Here is a 13,106-nt window from a genome sequence, read left to right on the forward strand (position 1 = left end):
CGCGGCCTCCCCAGTGCCTCAAGGGCCTGGGAGGCGCCCCCACCTCGCGCCCGTCTGATCCTTCGGCAGTGAACCGCCCGTCCCGTACGCACCGCTGCCGGTGCGTACGGGACGCGGTCCCCTCTGCCCGTCCGCTGCCGCCCACGAGGACTCTCCCGTGAACGTACTGCTCGACCATCTCCCGGAGTTCCGGGAGGGGTTCATAGGCACCGTCTTGCTGACCCTGGCCAGCGGGCTCCTGGCGATGGTGCTGGGTGTCGTCATAGCCGGTTTCCGGGTCTCGCCCGTGCCCCCGCTCCGGTTCTTCGGCGCCGCCTGGGTCACTCTCTTCCGTAACACGCCGCTGACGCTGCTCTTCCTGGTCGCCTGGTTCGTCGTCCCGGTGATCTTCGCCCCGGGCCTCAACCCGTGGACCAAGGCGCTGCTGGCCCTCGGCTTCTACACCTCCGCCTTCGTCTGCGAGGCCGTGCGCTCCGGCATCAACACGGTGCCGCTCGGCCAGGCCGAGGCCGCCCGGTCCATCGGCATGACCTTCTTCCAGACGCTGCGGCTGATCGTCCTGCCGCAGGCAACCCGCACCGTGATCCCGCCGCTCAGCTCGATCTTCATCGCACTGACCAAGAACTCGGCGATCGCGGGTGCGTTCAGCGTCACCGAGCTGTTCGGTGTGCAGAAGCTGCTCAGCGACAAGGGCTTCGCGATCGCCTGGATCTTCCTGTGGGTCGCCCTCGGCTACCTGGTCATCACCTTCACCATCAGCGGTCTCTTCCGGCTGCTCGAGCGGCGCATGGGGGTCGCACGATGAGTTCGAGCGTCCTGTACGACGCCCCGGGCCCCAAGGCCCGCGTCCGCAACGTCGTCTACACCGTCGTGGGTTCGGCGGCCGTCCTCGGCCTGATCGTCTTCGCGATCTACCGGCTGAACATCAAGGGCGTGCTCGAGCCCGAGGTGTGGGACATCTTCAACAACGCTGGTGTCCGGGCGAACATCCGCGACGGTGTGCTGAGCACGCTGAAGGTCTTCGCGCTGGCCGGTGTGCTGTCGCTCGTGCTCGGCCTGCTGCTGGCCGTCGCCCGGCTCTCCGACCACAAGCCCGTCAGCTGGCTGGCGACCGGCTTCATCGAGCTCTTCCGCGCCGTCCCGCTGCTGATCACGATCTACGCCCTGTGGGTGCTCTTCCTCAGCTACAAGGACGACCTGGGCGTCGTCGGCGACAACACCGCCTTCTGGGCCCTCGTCATCGGCCTCACCGTCTACAACGGCTGTGTGCAGGCGGAGGTCCTGAGGGCCGGTATCAACGCCGTCCCCCGCGGGCAGGTCGAGGCCGCGTACGCCCTGGGTCTGCGCAAGACCCAGGTGATGACCATGCTGCTGGTGCCGCAGGCCGTCCGCTCGATGCTCCCGACGATGATCAGCCAGCTCGTGGTGACCCTCAAGGACACCTCCCTCGGCTACATCATCACGTACGCGGAACTGCTCTACGCCGCCCGGACGATGGCCAACAACATCATCGTCAACGGCGAGAACCCGATCACCGCGGTCGTCATCGTCGTCGGCGCCATCTACATCCTGCTGTGCCTCGCCCTGTCCTCGCTCGCGACGTGGATCGAGCGGCGAGGCCGCCGCGCGAAGACCGGTATCGCGGTCGCCGCGGCCGCCGAGCCGGCCGAGGCACCGGGTGTGCTGGACGCCACGGAGGGCCCGCTGGGTCCTGTGGCCGCCGCGCCGGAGGCGCCCGGTGAGCCGGCCGCACCGGCCGACGAGGTCCCCGGTTCCTCTGCCGCGGACGGGCCGGATGCGCCAGGTGAGCCCGGCGGGCCGGACCTCGGCAAGAGCTGAGCCGCCCGGCCCCGGAGCACATCGGAACACAGCGGCTCTGCACAGAACCTGACGAGTCGTGAACAGTCGGAGGCAGTGGCATGATCGCCACTGCCTCCGTCACTTGACGCAAGCACCGGCAATGGGTTGCATACGTTCTGTGACCGCGCACCCCGCTCCATCTGCCAGTTTCCTTACGATGCCCACTTCACACCAGTCTTCCGGGGCAGGGGGCGCCGCGCCGTGGACCCGGTGATCGTCGTCGGAGCGGGGCCCGTCGGGCTGACGCTCGCCCTGGCCCTCGCGCGTCACGAGGTCCCCTCCGTCGTACTCGACGAGGGGCCCGGCAAGGACGAACCGCGGGCCGCGCGGACGGTCGTCCTGCGCGAGGACACCGCCGATCTCGTGGAGCGGCTCGCCGGTGTCTCGTTCGCGGAGACCGGCGTCCGCTGGTCCGGATGGCGGTCACTGCGGCGCAAGCAGGTGATGCGGCAGATCACCTTCGGCCCCGAGGATCCAGCGCCGCTGCACCTGCCGCAGCATGTGCTGACCTCCGCCCTGCGCGGCGCCCTCGCCCGCGAGCCGCTCGTGAAGGTGGCGGTGGACAGCCGGCTCGACTCCCTCGAGCAGGAGACCGCGGGCGTCACGGCGCACACCAAGGGGCCCAAGGGCACGTGGTGGCGCGGCAGTTATCTGGTCGGCTGCGACGGGCCGCGGTCAACGGTGCGCAAACTCGTCGACATCCGCTTCGCCGGTCGTACGGCCGTCGAGCGGCATGCGGTCGCGGCGCTGCGTACGGAGCTTCCCTGGCCGGGTGAGGCGTTGCTGCACCGGATGCCACCGTGGCGGCTGGCTGGCAGCGAGGTGACCGCCCGCCCCCTCGCCGTGGGCGCCTGGCGCCTGGACTGGCTGCTCCCGCAGCGCAGCGAGCTGGTCACACCCGAGTCCCTCGTGGCCCGCATCCGGGAGACTCTGGCGGGCTGGAACGGTGGCAGCACACCGGCGTACGAACTGCTCGACACGGGAGTCCACACGGTGCACCACCGCCTCGCGCGGCGGTGGCGCAGCTGCCGTGTCTTCCTCGCGGGGGATGCCGCGCATCTGCTCGGCGCGCTGGGCACGCAGGGTGTGGACGAGGGGTTGCGGGACGCGGACAACCTCGCCTGGAAGCTGGCGCTCGCCTGGCACCACGGGCCGCACGAGGCGCTCCTTGACAGCTACCAGACCGAGCGGCGCGCGGTCGTCGCCGCCCGGCTGCGGGCCGCCGACCAGTCGCTGCCGATACTGCGCGGCGGCGGGGGTCTGCGCGCCCATCTGCCGGGGACGGCGCGCGGCCACGACATACTGCTGACGGACGGTCACCTCGGCCGCGGCCCGCTGGGTGCGCCGGCATCCTATGCGGCCTCGCCGCTGGCGCCCGCGCCCTCCGATTCGGAGGTGGCGGTGGACACGGCTGTCGGCACGCCTGTGGCCGATGTGCGCGTCACCGCGGAGGACGGCTCATCCGTACGGCTGCGGGAGCGCCTCGGCCGCAACCGGCTCCTCGTCCTGCTGGTCGCACCCGGCACGGGCGTGTGGGAACGGCGGCACTGGATGACGGCCGGGATCATGCCCCGCCTCGCCGCCGCGGTCACGGCACTGCCGCATCCTGCAGAACTCCTGGTCGGTGAGGGCTATCCGGGCGCGGCGGCCCACACCGTCCTGCTGATCCGCCCCGACGGACACCTGGTCACGGCGCTGGGCGGGGTGCGCCCAGCCGAGCTGTATGCGGCGGCGGAGGCGACGGTGGGCGGGCCGCGCCTCGGCGGGCCGGCGAGGACCGAGGCCGACGAGACCAAGGCGACCGACGAGACCGACGGGGCGGCGGCAGGACCGCGCTGAGCCCGACGTCATCACGCGTCCACATGGTTTGGGTGAGTTGACCGCTCCGGGGAGCCATGGTCTACTCCGGGGCGTGACCGACACCGATGTGCGCCTGTGGCGGAGGGTCCACATGGACCTCGTCCGCTATGCGGGCTGCGTGTGTCGTCCGTCCTGCTGAATTCGCCTTCCTCTTACGCGCGCGCCCCGCTGATGGGCTGCCGCGCGCTTCCACGCGAACGCTCACCAGGACGGTGCCCGTGTCTGTCTCCCGCTCTATCTCCCCCTCCCACTCCCGCTCTGCCGTGGGCTCTGCCTCTGCCGCATACGCCCAGATTGAAGCCCGCGCCCAGGCCCCCACGCAGGCGGACCTCCTCGACTTCGTACGGCGTACGGCCGCCGACGCCGAACTGATCGCCTCGCTCCCGCTCGACCCGGAGGGGCGCACCTGGGTGCGCCTGGAGGGCCCCGGTGGCAGCGAAGCCTGGCTGATCGGCTGGCCGCCGGGCACCGGCACCGGCTGGCACGACCACGCCGACTCGGTAGGCGCGTTCCTGACAGCGTCGGGCGAGCTCAAGGAGAACTCGCTCGCCGCCCGGCTCCCCACGGACGGATGGAAGACCCTCGAGCTCGCCGACGGCGTGGACCGGGAGCGGCGGCTGCCGACCGGGCAAGGCCGTGCCTTCGGCCGCCACCACGTGCACGAGGTGCTCAACGAGTCCACCGACCAGCACGCGATCTCCGTCCACGCCTACTATCCACCCCTGCCGCAGATCCGCCGCTACAGCCGTACGGGACAGGTGCTGCGCCTGGAGCAGGTCGAGCGCCCGGAGGACTGGCAGTGAGCGACGCGACCGAAGTGAGCAAAGCGACCCAAGTGAGCGACGCGATCGAAGAGCCAGAAGTGCAAGTGCCGGTCGGCATCGACGAGTTGCTGCAGCGGGTGCGCGCGGGCTACGTGCGGATCGAGGCCCGGGAGGCGTACGACGCCGCCCAGTTGGGCGAGGCCCTGCTGGTCGACATCCGGTACGCGTCCCTGCGCGAGCGCGACGGACTGATCCCCGGCGCGCTCGTCATCGAGCGGAACGAACTGGAGTGGCGGCTTGACCCCCAGGGCAGCCACCGCGTCCCCGAGGCCGAGAGCCATGACCTGCGGGTGGTGGTGATCTGCAACGAGGGCTACGCCTCGAGCCTGGCGGCCGCGTCCCTGCACCAGCTGGGGCTCCACCGGGCCACCGATCTGGTCGGCGGATTCCAGGCGTGGAAGGCGGCGGGGCTCCCGGTGACGTCGTAGGGCGCTGCCGGCGACCTCGTCGGGAGCCTAAAACCCCTCGTCCTCGAGGAACTCCGTGTCGTCGCCCTCCTCCTCCAGCGCCTGCCGGACCACTCGCAGGGCCATTCCCTCGGGGTATCCCTTGCGGGCGAGCATGCCCGCAAGGCGTCGGAGCCGTTTGTCGCGGTCGAGACCGCGCGTGGTGCGCAGCTTGCGGGCGACGAGCTCACGTGCGGTGGCCTCCTCCTGCTCGGAGTCGAGCTGGGCGACGGCCTCCTCGATCAGCGTGGAGTCCACGCCCTTGGTCCGCAGCTCCTGCGCTAGCGCCCGCCGGGCGAGTCCACGGCCGTGGTGCCGGGACTCCACCCAGGCGTCCGCGAACGCGCTGTCGTTGATCAGTCCGACTTCCTCGAACCGCGACAGCACCTCCTCCGCCACGTCATCCGGGATCTCCCGCTTGCGCAGGGCGTCCGCCAGCTGCTTGCGCGTGCGCGGAGTCCCGGTGAGCAGGCGCAGGCAGATCGCCCGCGCCTGCTCAGCCGGGTCCCCAGGCGGCCCCCCGTTCTCGGCCCTCGACGAGGCCGGGGAGCCGCTGTCCTGGTGACCGGATCCGCCGCGCCTCCGACGGCCGCCGCCCACGGATCGTCCATCGCGGCGGCTGCCTTCGCCGAAGCCGCCGCTCGGACCGCCGCCACCTGGGCCGGCGCCCCCGCCGCCCCGGCCCGCCGGATCGTCCGGCCCTGTGGAATCGGCGTGCTCAGGCCAGTCGGTCCTCCGGGTCACGGGTCAGCTCTTGGCCGCCGTGGCCTTGGACTTCGCGGCCTTGGCAGCCGGGGCGGGCACCGACTTCGAGGCCTCGTCCGCGGCTGCGGTGACCGCGGCGTCCGTACCCGGCTCGGCCGTCGGCTCCTCCGGCTTCACACCGACGCCCAGCTTCTCCTTGATCTTCTTCTCGATCTCGTTGGCGAGGTCGGGGTTGTCCTTCAGGAAGTTGCGGGCGTTCTCCTTGCCCTGGCCGAGCTGGTCGCCCTCGTACGTGTACCAGGCGCCCGCCTTGCGGACGAAGCCGTGCTCCACGCCCATGTCGATCAGGCCGCCTTCGCGGCTGATGCCCTGGCCGTAGAGGATGTCGAACTCGGCCTGCTTGAAGGGCGGCGCGACCTTGTTCTTGACGACCTTGCAGCGGGTGCGGTTGCCGACCGCGTCCGTGCCGTCTTTCAGGGTCTCGATGCGGCGGATGTCGATACGCACCGAGGCGTAGAACTTCAGCGCCCGGCCACCCGTCGTCGTCTCGGGGGAGCCGAACATCACACCGATCTTCTCGCGGAGCTGGTTGATGAAGATCGCCGTGGTCTTCGACTGGTTGAGCGCGCTGGTGATCTTCCGGAGCGCCTGGCTCATCAGACGGGCCTGCAGACCCACGTGCGAGTCGCCCATCTCGCCCTCGATCTCCGCACGGGGCACCAGGGCCGCGACGGAGTCGATGACGATCAGGTCGAGCGCGCCGGAGCGGACCAGCATGTCCACGATCTCCAGGGCCTGCTCGCCGTTGTCCGGCTGGGAGAGGATCAGGTTGTCGATGTCGACGCCCAGCTTCCTCGCGTACTCGGGGTCGAGGGCGTGCTCCGCGTCCACGAAGGCCACCTGGCCGCCGGCCTTCTGGGCGTTCGCCACCGCGTGCAGCGTCAGGGTCGTCTTACCGGAGGACTCCGGTCCGTAGATCTCCACCACTCGGCCGCGCGGCAGGCCACCGACGCCGAGGGCCACGTCGAGTGCGGTCGACCCGGTCGGGATGACCTCGATGGGCTCCCTCGACCGCTCGCCCATGCGCATCACGGCGCCCTTGCCGAATTGCCGTTCAATCTGTGCGAGCGCGGCGTCGAGCGCCTTCTCGCGGTCGGTTCCTGCCATGGGTTCCACCCGGTTTGCTTGAGTCGATCGCTTCACGTCAAAGACGCTAACGCCTGCCACTGACAATGCGCTCCGACGCCTGCCCGGCCTGTGGATAACTTCGGTGAATCCGCGGGAATCCGCCGGGATTTCGCCCCAGCTAGCACCGCCGGGCACTCCATAAGAATGGATGTTCGATTTTGGTGTCAAGCGCAACGCCGCGGCCCGCCGCCGGCGCAGCTGTCCTGTGCCACTGAACCTTGAGCGTGCGCCAGCGAACCTTGATGGATGCGAGTCCGTGTCAGCGAAGCTCGAGTGGCACGAACGGCAGGTTCGCTATCAGGAGGTGGGATGAGACACGCGGACCGCCGTTGACAGGCCAGAACGCGTCTCTCAGGTCGGGCCACCATGACCGAGCACCACTCGCCACGCGGCAGCCCGGCGGCGGACCGGCGCACCGCCGCGCATGCCCGCCGCGGCGGCGGGTACGACCCTCCCGTACGGGGGAGTCGCGGAAGCGACAGGAACGAGGGTGTCGGAAGTGATTCGAAAGCTGCAGGCGGTCGCGCTGGACTGCGCCGATCCGGTACGGCTCCCGGAGTTCTACGCGGATCTGCTCGGCGGCCGGGTGGTCGCGGACCCGGAAGATCCCGACTGGGTCGAGGTGCACGGGTTCGAGGGAACGCCGCTGGCCTGCCAGCGGGTGGACGGCTACCGGCCGCCCGAATGGCCCGGCCAGCAGCACCCGCAGCAGCTCCACCTGGACTTCGACGTCGACGACCTCGACGGGGAGGAGAAGCGGGCGCTCACCCTCGGCGCGACCGTGCTGGAGCGGACGGACCAGCTTCGCCCGGAGGCGAACTGGCGGGTCTACGCGGACCCGGCCGGCCATCCGTTCTGCCTCTGCCTCCACTGAGTCCACCGGGCCCACCGCAGCCACTGAGGCGGCGACAGGAGTCGGCGGGCGGGGACTGCGACTCCGCGTTCGATCAGCCAGGCGCAGCCCAGATGAGGACTTTCCAACCACTGAAGGCGCAATTCGCTACCACTTCGCGCAATTCGACCGCGAGCAGGACGTCGCCCGTCCCTCAGAGTGACCCAGGCCACTCAAACTTCGGTGACACGCGCTCAACGTTCGGTGACACAGGACAACAGCGAGCTCGAACCGCCCAGCACGCTGACCCGGCCAACCGGACACCACAAGCCCGGTCTCACCGCGCCCCGCCACGGCCGAAGCCCGTCGTCTGCGCAGCGAGCCCGGCGCCGCCCCGGGCGCTACGGCCGCGCCCCGCCTCTCACGCCACTCCCGCGCCCGTCAATGCTCCGGCCCCCTCCCACTCGCCGACGCAGTGGGCGGCTCCGCCGGGTCCGCCGCAGTCGCCCCTTCAGTACGTCCCCTCGGTCCCACCGGCCCGCTCTGCCGCTGCAGCAACCGCCACACGCGCGTGGGGACCAGCTCCGAGCCGCGGCGTCGGTGGCCGTGCACGCGCGGGTCGTCCGTGACGGCGTACCGCTTCACATACGCCCCCAGGAAGGCCTGCAGCGTCGCCGCCGCCGGGATGGCGATCAGCGCGCCGACCGCACCGAGCAGCGCCGTGCCGGCGATGACCGAGCCGAAGGCGACGGCCGGATGGATGTCCACGCTCTTCGCGGTCAGCTTCGGCTGCAGCAGGTAGTTCTCGAACTGCTGGTAGAACACCACGAAGACCAGCACCCACAGCGCATACCAGGGGTCGACGGTGAAGGCGATCAGCATCGGCACGGCACCGGCGAGGTACGTGCCGATCGTCGGGATGAACTGCGACACCAGCCCCACCCAGACCGCGAGCGCGGGCGCGTAGGGCACTTCCAGCACCTCGAGCAGGATGTAGTGCGCGATGCAGGAGATCAGTGCCATCAGGCCGCGCGAGTACAGATAGCCGCCGGTCTTGTCGACGGCTATCTCCCAGGCGCGCAGCACCTCGGCCTGCTTGGCGGGCGGCAGTACGGAGCACAGCGCGCGCCGCAGCCGTGGCCCGTCGGCGGCGAAGTAGAACGAGAACAACAGGATGGTCAGCAGCTGGAAGAGGCCGCCCAGCACCTGCGCGGACACGTCCAGTACGCCGCTCGCGCCGTTCTGCACGTACTTCTGGAGCCAGTCGGAGTGGACCAGGTTGTTCTGTATCTCGACCCGGCTCAGGTCCGTATTGAAGCTCGAATTGATCCAGTTGATCACCGAGTCGAGATACTTCGGGAACTCCTCGACCATGCTCACTATCTGGCCGGCGAGCATCGAGCCGAGCAGCGTAACGAAACCGGCACTCGCTATCAGCACAGCGAGGAAGACCAGCCCGGTGGCCGCGCCCCGGCGCATGCCGTGCCCGGCCATCCAGCTCACCGCGGGCTCCACGGCAAGGGCCAGGAAGAACGCGATCAGGATGTTGATCAGCAGTCCGGTCAGCTGGTGGAACGCCCACGTACCCAGCTGGAAGCAGGCGACAAGAGCCAGGGCGAGCACCATGGCGCGCGGCAGCCAGCGCGGCATGCTGGCGCGCCCGGCCGGGCGCCCCGCCGTCTCGTGCGGGGGCGTGCCGAGCGCAGCCGTGTCCGTGTCCACCTGTGCGGTGTCGTCCGTCGATGCCACCGAGCCAGTGTCGCCCAAGCCACCGACAATCGGCTCCGGGCCCGTCTTCTTCTGGCTTGTCAGCGCCCCTCCCAAGGTCCAGTCAACGCAGCCCGGCCGGTCAGCGCCTTTCGGCCGGCAGGTCCATCGCGCTGCAGACCGCGCGCCACACGTCCTTGGCCTCCCAGCCGGCGTCCAGGGCCTGATGCACCGTGCGCCCGCCGAGTTCCGACATCACGTGGTCGCGCGCGAAGGAGTCGGCGTACGCCTCGCCGAAGTGCTCGACCATTCGCTGCCAGAAGACCGTCAACCGCATGCTTCCAGTATCCCGCCCCTGAGAGTGCAGCCGTGTCCGGGAGGCTTGCTGGTACCGCTTTCCGTCCTACGGTCGGAACATGGCCGAATCCGGAGCATCCCCACTCCCCCCGTCCACGTCACCGCTCTCTCCCCGCTCCCCGCACTCCTCCGCGCTCTCCCGTGCCGAGCAGTTCGTCTGGCTCACCGCGCGCGTGCTCGAGCAGCGGCGGTTCGCGTACCACTTCCTGAACGGCGGCGCCGACCCGGTCGATACCGCCCTGGCCGCCTACCTCAATGAGGACGACGGGTACGGCCACGCGCTCGAACCCGATCTGCGCGGCCCGGTCAGCCAGCCGCTGCACACCGGACACGCGCTGCGTGTGCTGGACTCGATCGGGCGTTGCGGCGGGCAGCGTGTGGAGCGCGCGTGCCGCTATCTGTCGTCGGTCTCGACACCGGAAGGTGCACTTCCGGCCATCCACCCCAGCCAGCGCGGCTATCCGTCGGCGCCCTTCGTGCCCGTCATGGACGACCCGCCCAGCAGCCTTCTCGCCACCGGTCCCGTGGTGGGTCTCCTGCATCGCAACGAGGTCTGGCACGCGTGGCTCTTCCGGGCCACCGACTTCTGCTGGCAGGCGGTGGAGTCCCTGGAGAAGTCCCATCCGTACGAGGTCGAGGCGGCCGTCGTCTTCCTCGACAACGCACCGGACCGCCCGCGCGCGGAGGCGGCCGCCGACCGGCTCGGCCGGATGGTGCGGGAGCAGCGGCTCGCCGTGCTGGACCCCGACCAGCTCGACTCATTCCCCGTCTCTCCCGGCTACGCGCCGGGTGAACACCATTTCCCGTACGACTACGCGAAGGTTCCTGAGTCGCTGGCCCGCGCGTGGTTCACCGACGAGGAGATGGAGCGCTCTCTGGACTTCCTGGAACGCCAGCAGCAGGGTGACGGCGGCTGGCCGATCCGCTGGCGGCAGTGGGCACCGGGCACGGCCCTCGAGTCGCGTCCGATCGTGACGATCGAGGCGCTGCTCACCTTGCGGGCGTACGGGCGCACCATCGTCTGACGCCGGGGCTCCTGCCCGGCTCCCGCCGCTGTGGGTGCGCTGCCAAGCATGCGCGCACTGTGGCAGCCCGCGCGCGCGTGCCGGCACCTGCCGCGACGCGCGCGTCCCGGAACAGTCCCCGCGCGTGCCGGCACCGTGCCAACGCGCGCGTGCCGGAACAGACCCGCCGCGCGTGCCGCCGGGAAACGTCAGCCCGTCATCGCCCGCACCGCCGCCGTGACCACCACGGCCACCCCCACCACCAGCAGGAACGGCGCTCGCAGCAGGAGCGCGAGGGCCGCGGCGGCGAGCCCGGCGGCCTTGGCGTCCAGGACCAGGGCCTGCCCGTCGGCGAACGTCTGCTGGGCCGTGAGCGCGGCGAGGAGCGCGACCGGCAGCAAGGCGGCGAGCCGTTTGACGACGGGTCGCTCCAGCGCTCCTGCCGGCACCAGCAGCCCGATGAGTTTGACGGCGTAGCAGCCCACCGCCGTCACAGCGATGGCGATCCAGATGTTCAACGGTCTTCCTTCTCCGCCTCTGCGCTGTGCCTCTGTCCGTTGCTCCCGGCCTCTCCGGTGCGCCCGGCGCCACCCCCGGTGCGGCCTGACCTGTACCCCTCCACGCACAGGACCAGTGGCGCCGCCAGCGCCGCCACCAGGACCGGGACGCCCGCGGGCAGCAGCGGCAGGAGACCGAGCCCGAGGACGACCGCGATGCCCGCGACGGCACGCTCCGTCGTCGTCCTGAGCATGGGTGCCAGCAGCGCGAGGAAGACCGCGGGCCCAGCGGCGTCGAGGCCCCACGCGTCGGTGTCGCCGATGGCGTCGGCGCCCATGGCGCCGAGCAGTGTGGTGAGGTTCCACAACACGTAGAGGGTGAGCCCGGTCACGGCGAAACCGATGCGTGCCCCGCGTCGCGTGGGCTGGGCGAGCGAGACAGCCGTGGTCTCGTCGATCACCCACTGGGCGGCGAACGGGCGCACCGCGCGCGGGAGCGCGAGCAGCTGTGACAGACGGAGCCCGTAGAAGGCGTTGCGTACGCCGAGGAAGAAGGCCCCGGCGGCGGCGGTGAGCGGGTTGCCTCCGGCCGCAAACGCTCCGACCAGCGCGAACTGCGAGGCTCCGGTGAACACGAGCAGGCTGAGCGCACATGTCTGCAGCAGGCTGAGGCCACTGCCTGCCGAGGTCACACCGGAGGCGAAGCCGGAGAGCCCGACGGCGACGCCGACACCGAGTGCGTCCCGGACGACGGCCCGGTCGGACTTGGCGGGGCTCTCCGGCGTGGACGCACCACCGTCGCCTGTGCCGGTTATGTCTGCGGGTGGGGATGCTGTGTGTTCTGCCACGCCTCGGACGGTACGAGGAGCGCCCTGCCAGGGTCTTGTACGTTCTTGCGCTCACGCTGGTACGCCCCGGGAGGAACCCCGACGATGCGTGTGAAGTGCCGGTTGAGGTGCGGCTGGTCGGTGAAGCCCACGGCGACGGCCGCGTCGGCGGGCGGCGTTCCGGCGTCGAGAAGCCGCCGGGCGGCGCGTACGCGCGCGTCGGTGAGCCAGGCGTGCGGCGGCATGCCGTAGGTGGCACGGAAGGCGCGGAGGAGCGCGAAGGAGCTGGTGCCGAGACTGTCGGCGAGCTGTTCCAGCGACGGCGGATGGGCCAGCCGCTCTTCCAGCTGGGCACGCGCGCGTGCGGCGAGGCGGCCCCCGGCACTGCGCACGGTCCGCTGCCGGAGCGGGCCGCCGTTGAGCCGCAGCAGCCGCGTCACCGCCACCCTCAGCAGGGTGTCGGCTGCCAGCGCGTTGCCTTCCTCGGCTGCGCGCAGCACCTGGTGGACCAGCCGTGCCGCGTACGGATCGTCGAGCACCGGCTCCACGAAGCCGGGGGTGCCGCGGATCGTGGTCGTCTCGGCGGCGATGGCGGCCACGAGGTTCGGGGCCGGATAGACCGCGCCGTACCGCCAGCCTTCCGGGACGCCTGCGCGGCCGGTGTGCGGGGTGTCCGGATTGACGAGGGCGAGCGCCCCGGGACCCGCGTACTGATCGGCCCCGCCGTGGTGGAAGACTTCGACGCCGTCGGAGATGGCGGCGATCACGAAGTTCTCATGCGTGTGCCGGACGAAGGTCTTGTGGATGTAGCGGGCTCGCAGCAGGTCGACGCCGGGCAGCTCCTCGTACTGCCAGTGCCGTGCCCGCTCCTCCCGCTCCTCGGAACCCGCCATGGGCTCCATTCTGCGCCACCCGTCGTGGGCCAGGCGCGGCCGCCGAGGGGTCCGGGCACCTGCCCGTCAGCGTGTCCGCGCAGGTCAGCGCCACGGTATTCCCGCA

15 protein-coding genes are annotated in these 13,106 nt (G+C 70.9%); 8 read left to right on the plus strand and 7 right to left on the minus strand.

From position 1 onward, the window contains the following. Positions 1-157 precede the first annotated feature (157 nt). The 6 genes from STSP_RS09655 (at position 158) to STSP_RS09675 (ending at position 4,972) form a co-directional block, all read left to right on the plus strand. The gene (locus STSP_RS09655) at positions 158-805 is read left to right on the plus strand and encodes an amino acid ABC transporter permease (RefSeq protein ID WP_067274778.1); all 648 of its coding nucleotides are present in this window, start codon (positions 158-160) and stop codon (positions 803-805) included. Further along, positions 802-1,839 carry an amino acid ABC transporter permease gene (locus tag STSP_RS09660; RefSeq protein WP_078067022.1) on the plus strand — a complete coding sequence of 346 codons (1,038 nt, stop codon included), beginning with the start codon at positions 802-804 and terminating at the stop codon, positions 1,837-1,839. Before STSP_RS09655 ends, STSP_RS09660 begins: the two co-directional genes overlap by 4 nt. A gap of 222 nt (positions 1,840-2,061) precedes the next feature. Then, positions 2,062-3,699, plus strand: coding sequence for an FAD-dependent monooxygenase (locus STSP_RS09665; RefSeq protein WP_067274781.1), 1,638 nt, complete (start codon positions 2,062-2,064; stop codon positions 3,697-3,699). Then, on the plus strand, positions 3,584-3,859 hold the full coding sequence (locus STSP_RS40945; RefSeq protein ID WP_332835357.1) for a putative leader peptide: 276 nt from the start codon (positions 3,584-3,586) through the stop codon (positions 3,857-3,859). The genes STSP_RS09665 and STSP_RS40945 overlap by 116 nt, the downstream gene beginning before the upstream one ends. 124 nt (positions 3,860-3,983) lie before the next feature. Beyond that, the gene (locus STSP_RS09670) at positions 3,984-4,523 is read left to right on the plus strand and encodes a cupin domain-containing protein (RefSeq protein WP_067274837.1); all 540 of its coding nucleotides are present in this window, start codon (positions 3,984-3,986) and stop codon (positions 4,521-4,523) included. A 32-nt stretch (positions 4,524-4,555) separates the two neighbouring features. Then, positions 4,556-4,972 (plus strand): rhodanese-like domain-containing protein, encoded by a 417-nt coding sequence (locus STSP_RS09675; RefSeq protein ID WP_067274840.1) that lies wholly within the window; start codon positions 4,556-4,558, stop codon positions 4,970-4,972. Between the two features lie 27 nt (positions 4,973-4,999). Here the strand turns inward: STSP_RS09675 and recX are convergent, their stop codons facing one another. Next, positions 5,000-5,734, minus strand: coding sequence for a recombination regulator RecX (recX, locus tag STSP_RS09680; protein ID WP_067274783.1), 735 nt, complete (start codon positions 5,732-5,734; stop codon positions 5,000-5,002). A 3-nt stretch (positions 5,735-5,737) separates the two neighbouring features. Next, positions 5,738-6,862, minus strand: a complete 1,125-nt coding sequence (recA, locus tag STSP_RS09685) for a recombinase RecA (RefSeq protein WP_067274785.1) — start codon at positions 6,860-6,862, stop codon at positions 5,738-5,740. A 520-nt stretch (positions 6,863-7,382) separates the two neighbouring features. Here recA and STSP_RS09690 point away from each other — a divergent pair. Further along, positions 7,383-7,757: a VOC family protein gene (locus STSP_RS09690; protein WP_067274842.1), complete on the plus strand. Its 375-nt coding sequence runs from the start codon at positions 7,383-7,385 to the stop codon at positions 7,755-7,757. A 399-nt stretch (positions 7,758-8,156) separates the two neighbouring features. Here the strand turns inward: STSP_RS09690 and STSP_RS09695 are convergent, their stop codons facing one another. Beyond that, complete coding sequence (locus STSP_RS09695; RefSeq protein ID WP_078067028.1) at positions 8,157-9,365, minus strand: AI-2E family transporter; 1,209 nt, start codon at positions 9,363-9,365, stop codon at positions 8,157-8,159. A gap of 199 nt (positions 9,366-9,564) precedes the next feature. After that, positions 9,565-9,759, minus strand: coding sequence for a DUF3046 domain-containing protein (locus STSP_RS09700; protein WP_067274787.1), 195 nt, complete (start codon positions 9,757-9,759; stop codon positions 9,565-9,567). 79 nt (positions 9,760-9,838) lie between these two features. On the opposite strand from STSP_RS09700, the gene STSP_RS09705 reads away from it, so the two are divergent. After that, the gene (locus tag STSP_RS09705; RefSeq protein ID WP_067274789.1) at positions 9,839-10,804 is read left to right on the plus strand and encodes a hypothetical protein; all 966 of its coding nucleotides are present in this window, start codon (positions 9,839-9,841) and stop codon (positions 10,802-10,804) included. A 188-nt stretch (positions 10,805-10,992) separates the two neighbouring features. Here the strand turns inward: STSP_RS09705 and STSP_RS09710 are convergent, their stop codons facing one another. The 3 genes from STSP_RS09710 to STSP_RS09720 are packed head-to-tail and all read right to left on the minus strand — an operon-like array spanning position 10,993 to position 13,000. Further along, entirely contained in the window at positions 10,993-11,301 is a 309-nt protein-coding gene (locus tag STSP_RS09710) for an AzlD domain-containing protein (RefSeq protein ID WP_067274791.1), read from the minus strand. Next, positions 11,298-12,128 (minus strand): AzlC family ABC transporter permease, encoded by an 831-nt coding sequence (locus STSP_RS09715; RefSeq protein WP_408646255.1) that lies wholly within the window; start codon positions 12,126-12,128, stop codon positions 11,298-11,300. Before STSP_RS09715 ends, STSP_RS09710 begins: the two co-directional genes overlap by 4 nt. Then, positions 12,092-13,000, minus strand: a complete 909-nt coding sequence (locus STSP_RS09720; protein WP_067274794.1) for an AraC family transcriptional regulator — start codon at positions 12,998-13,000, stop codon at positions 12,092-12,094. Before STSP_RS09720 ends, STSP_RS09715 begins: the two co-directional genes overlap by 37 nt. Positions 13,001-13,106: the final 106 nt, after the last annotated feature.

The organism is Streptomyces jeddahensis (genome assembly GCF_001642995.1).
GTDB classification, from domain to species: Bacteria; Actinomycetota; Actinomycetes; order Streptomycetales; family Streptomycetaceae; genus Streptomyces; species Streptomyces jeddahensis.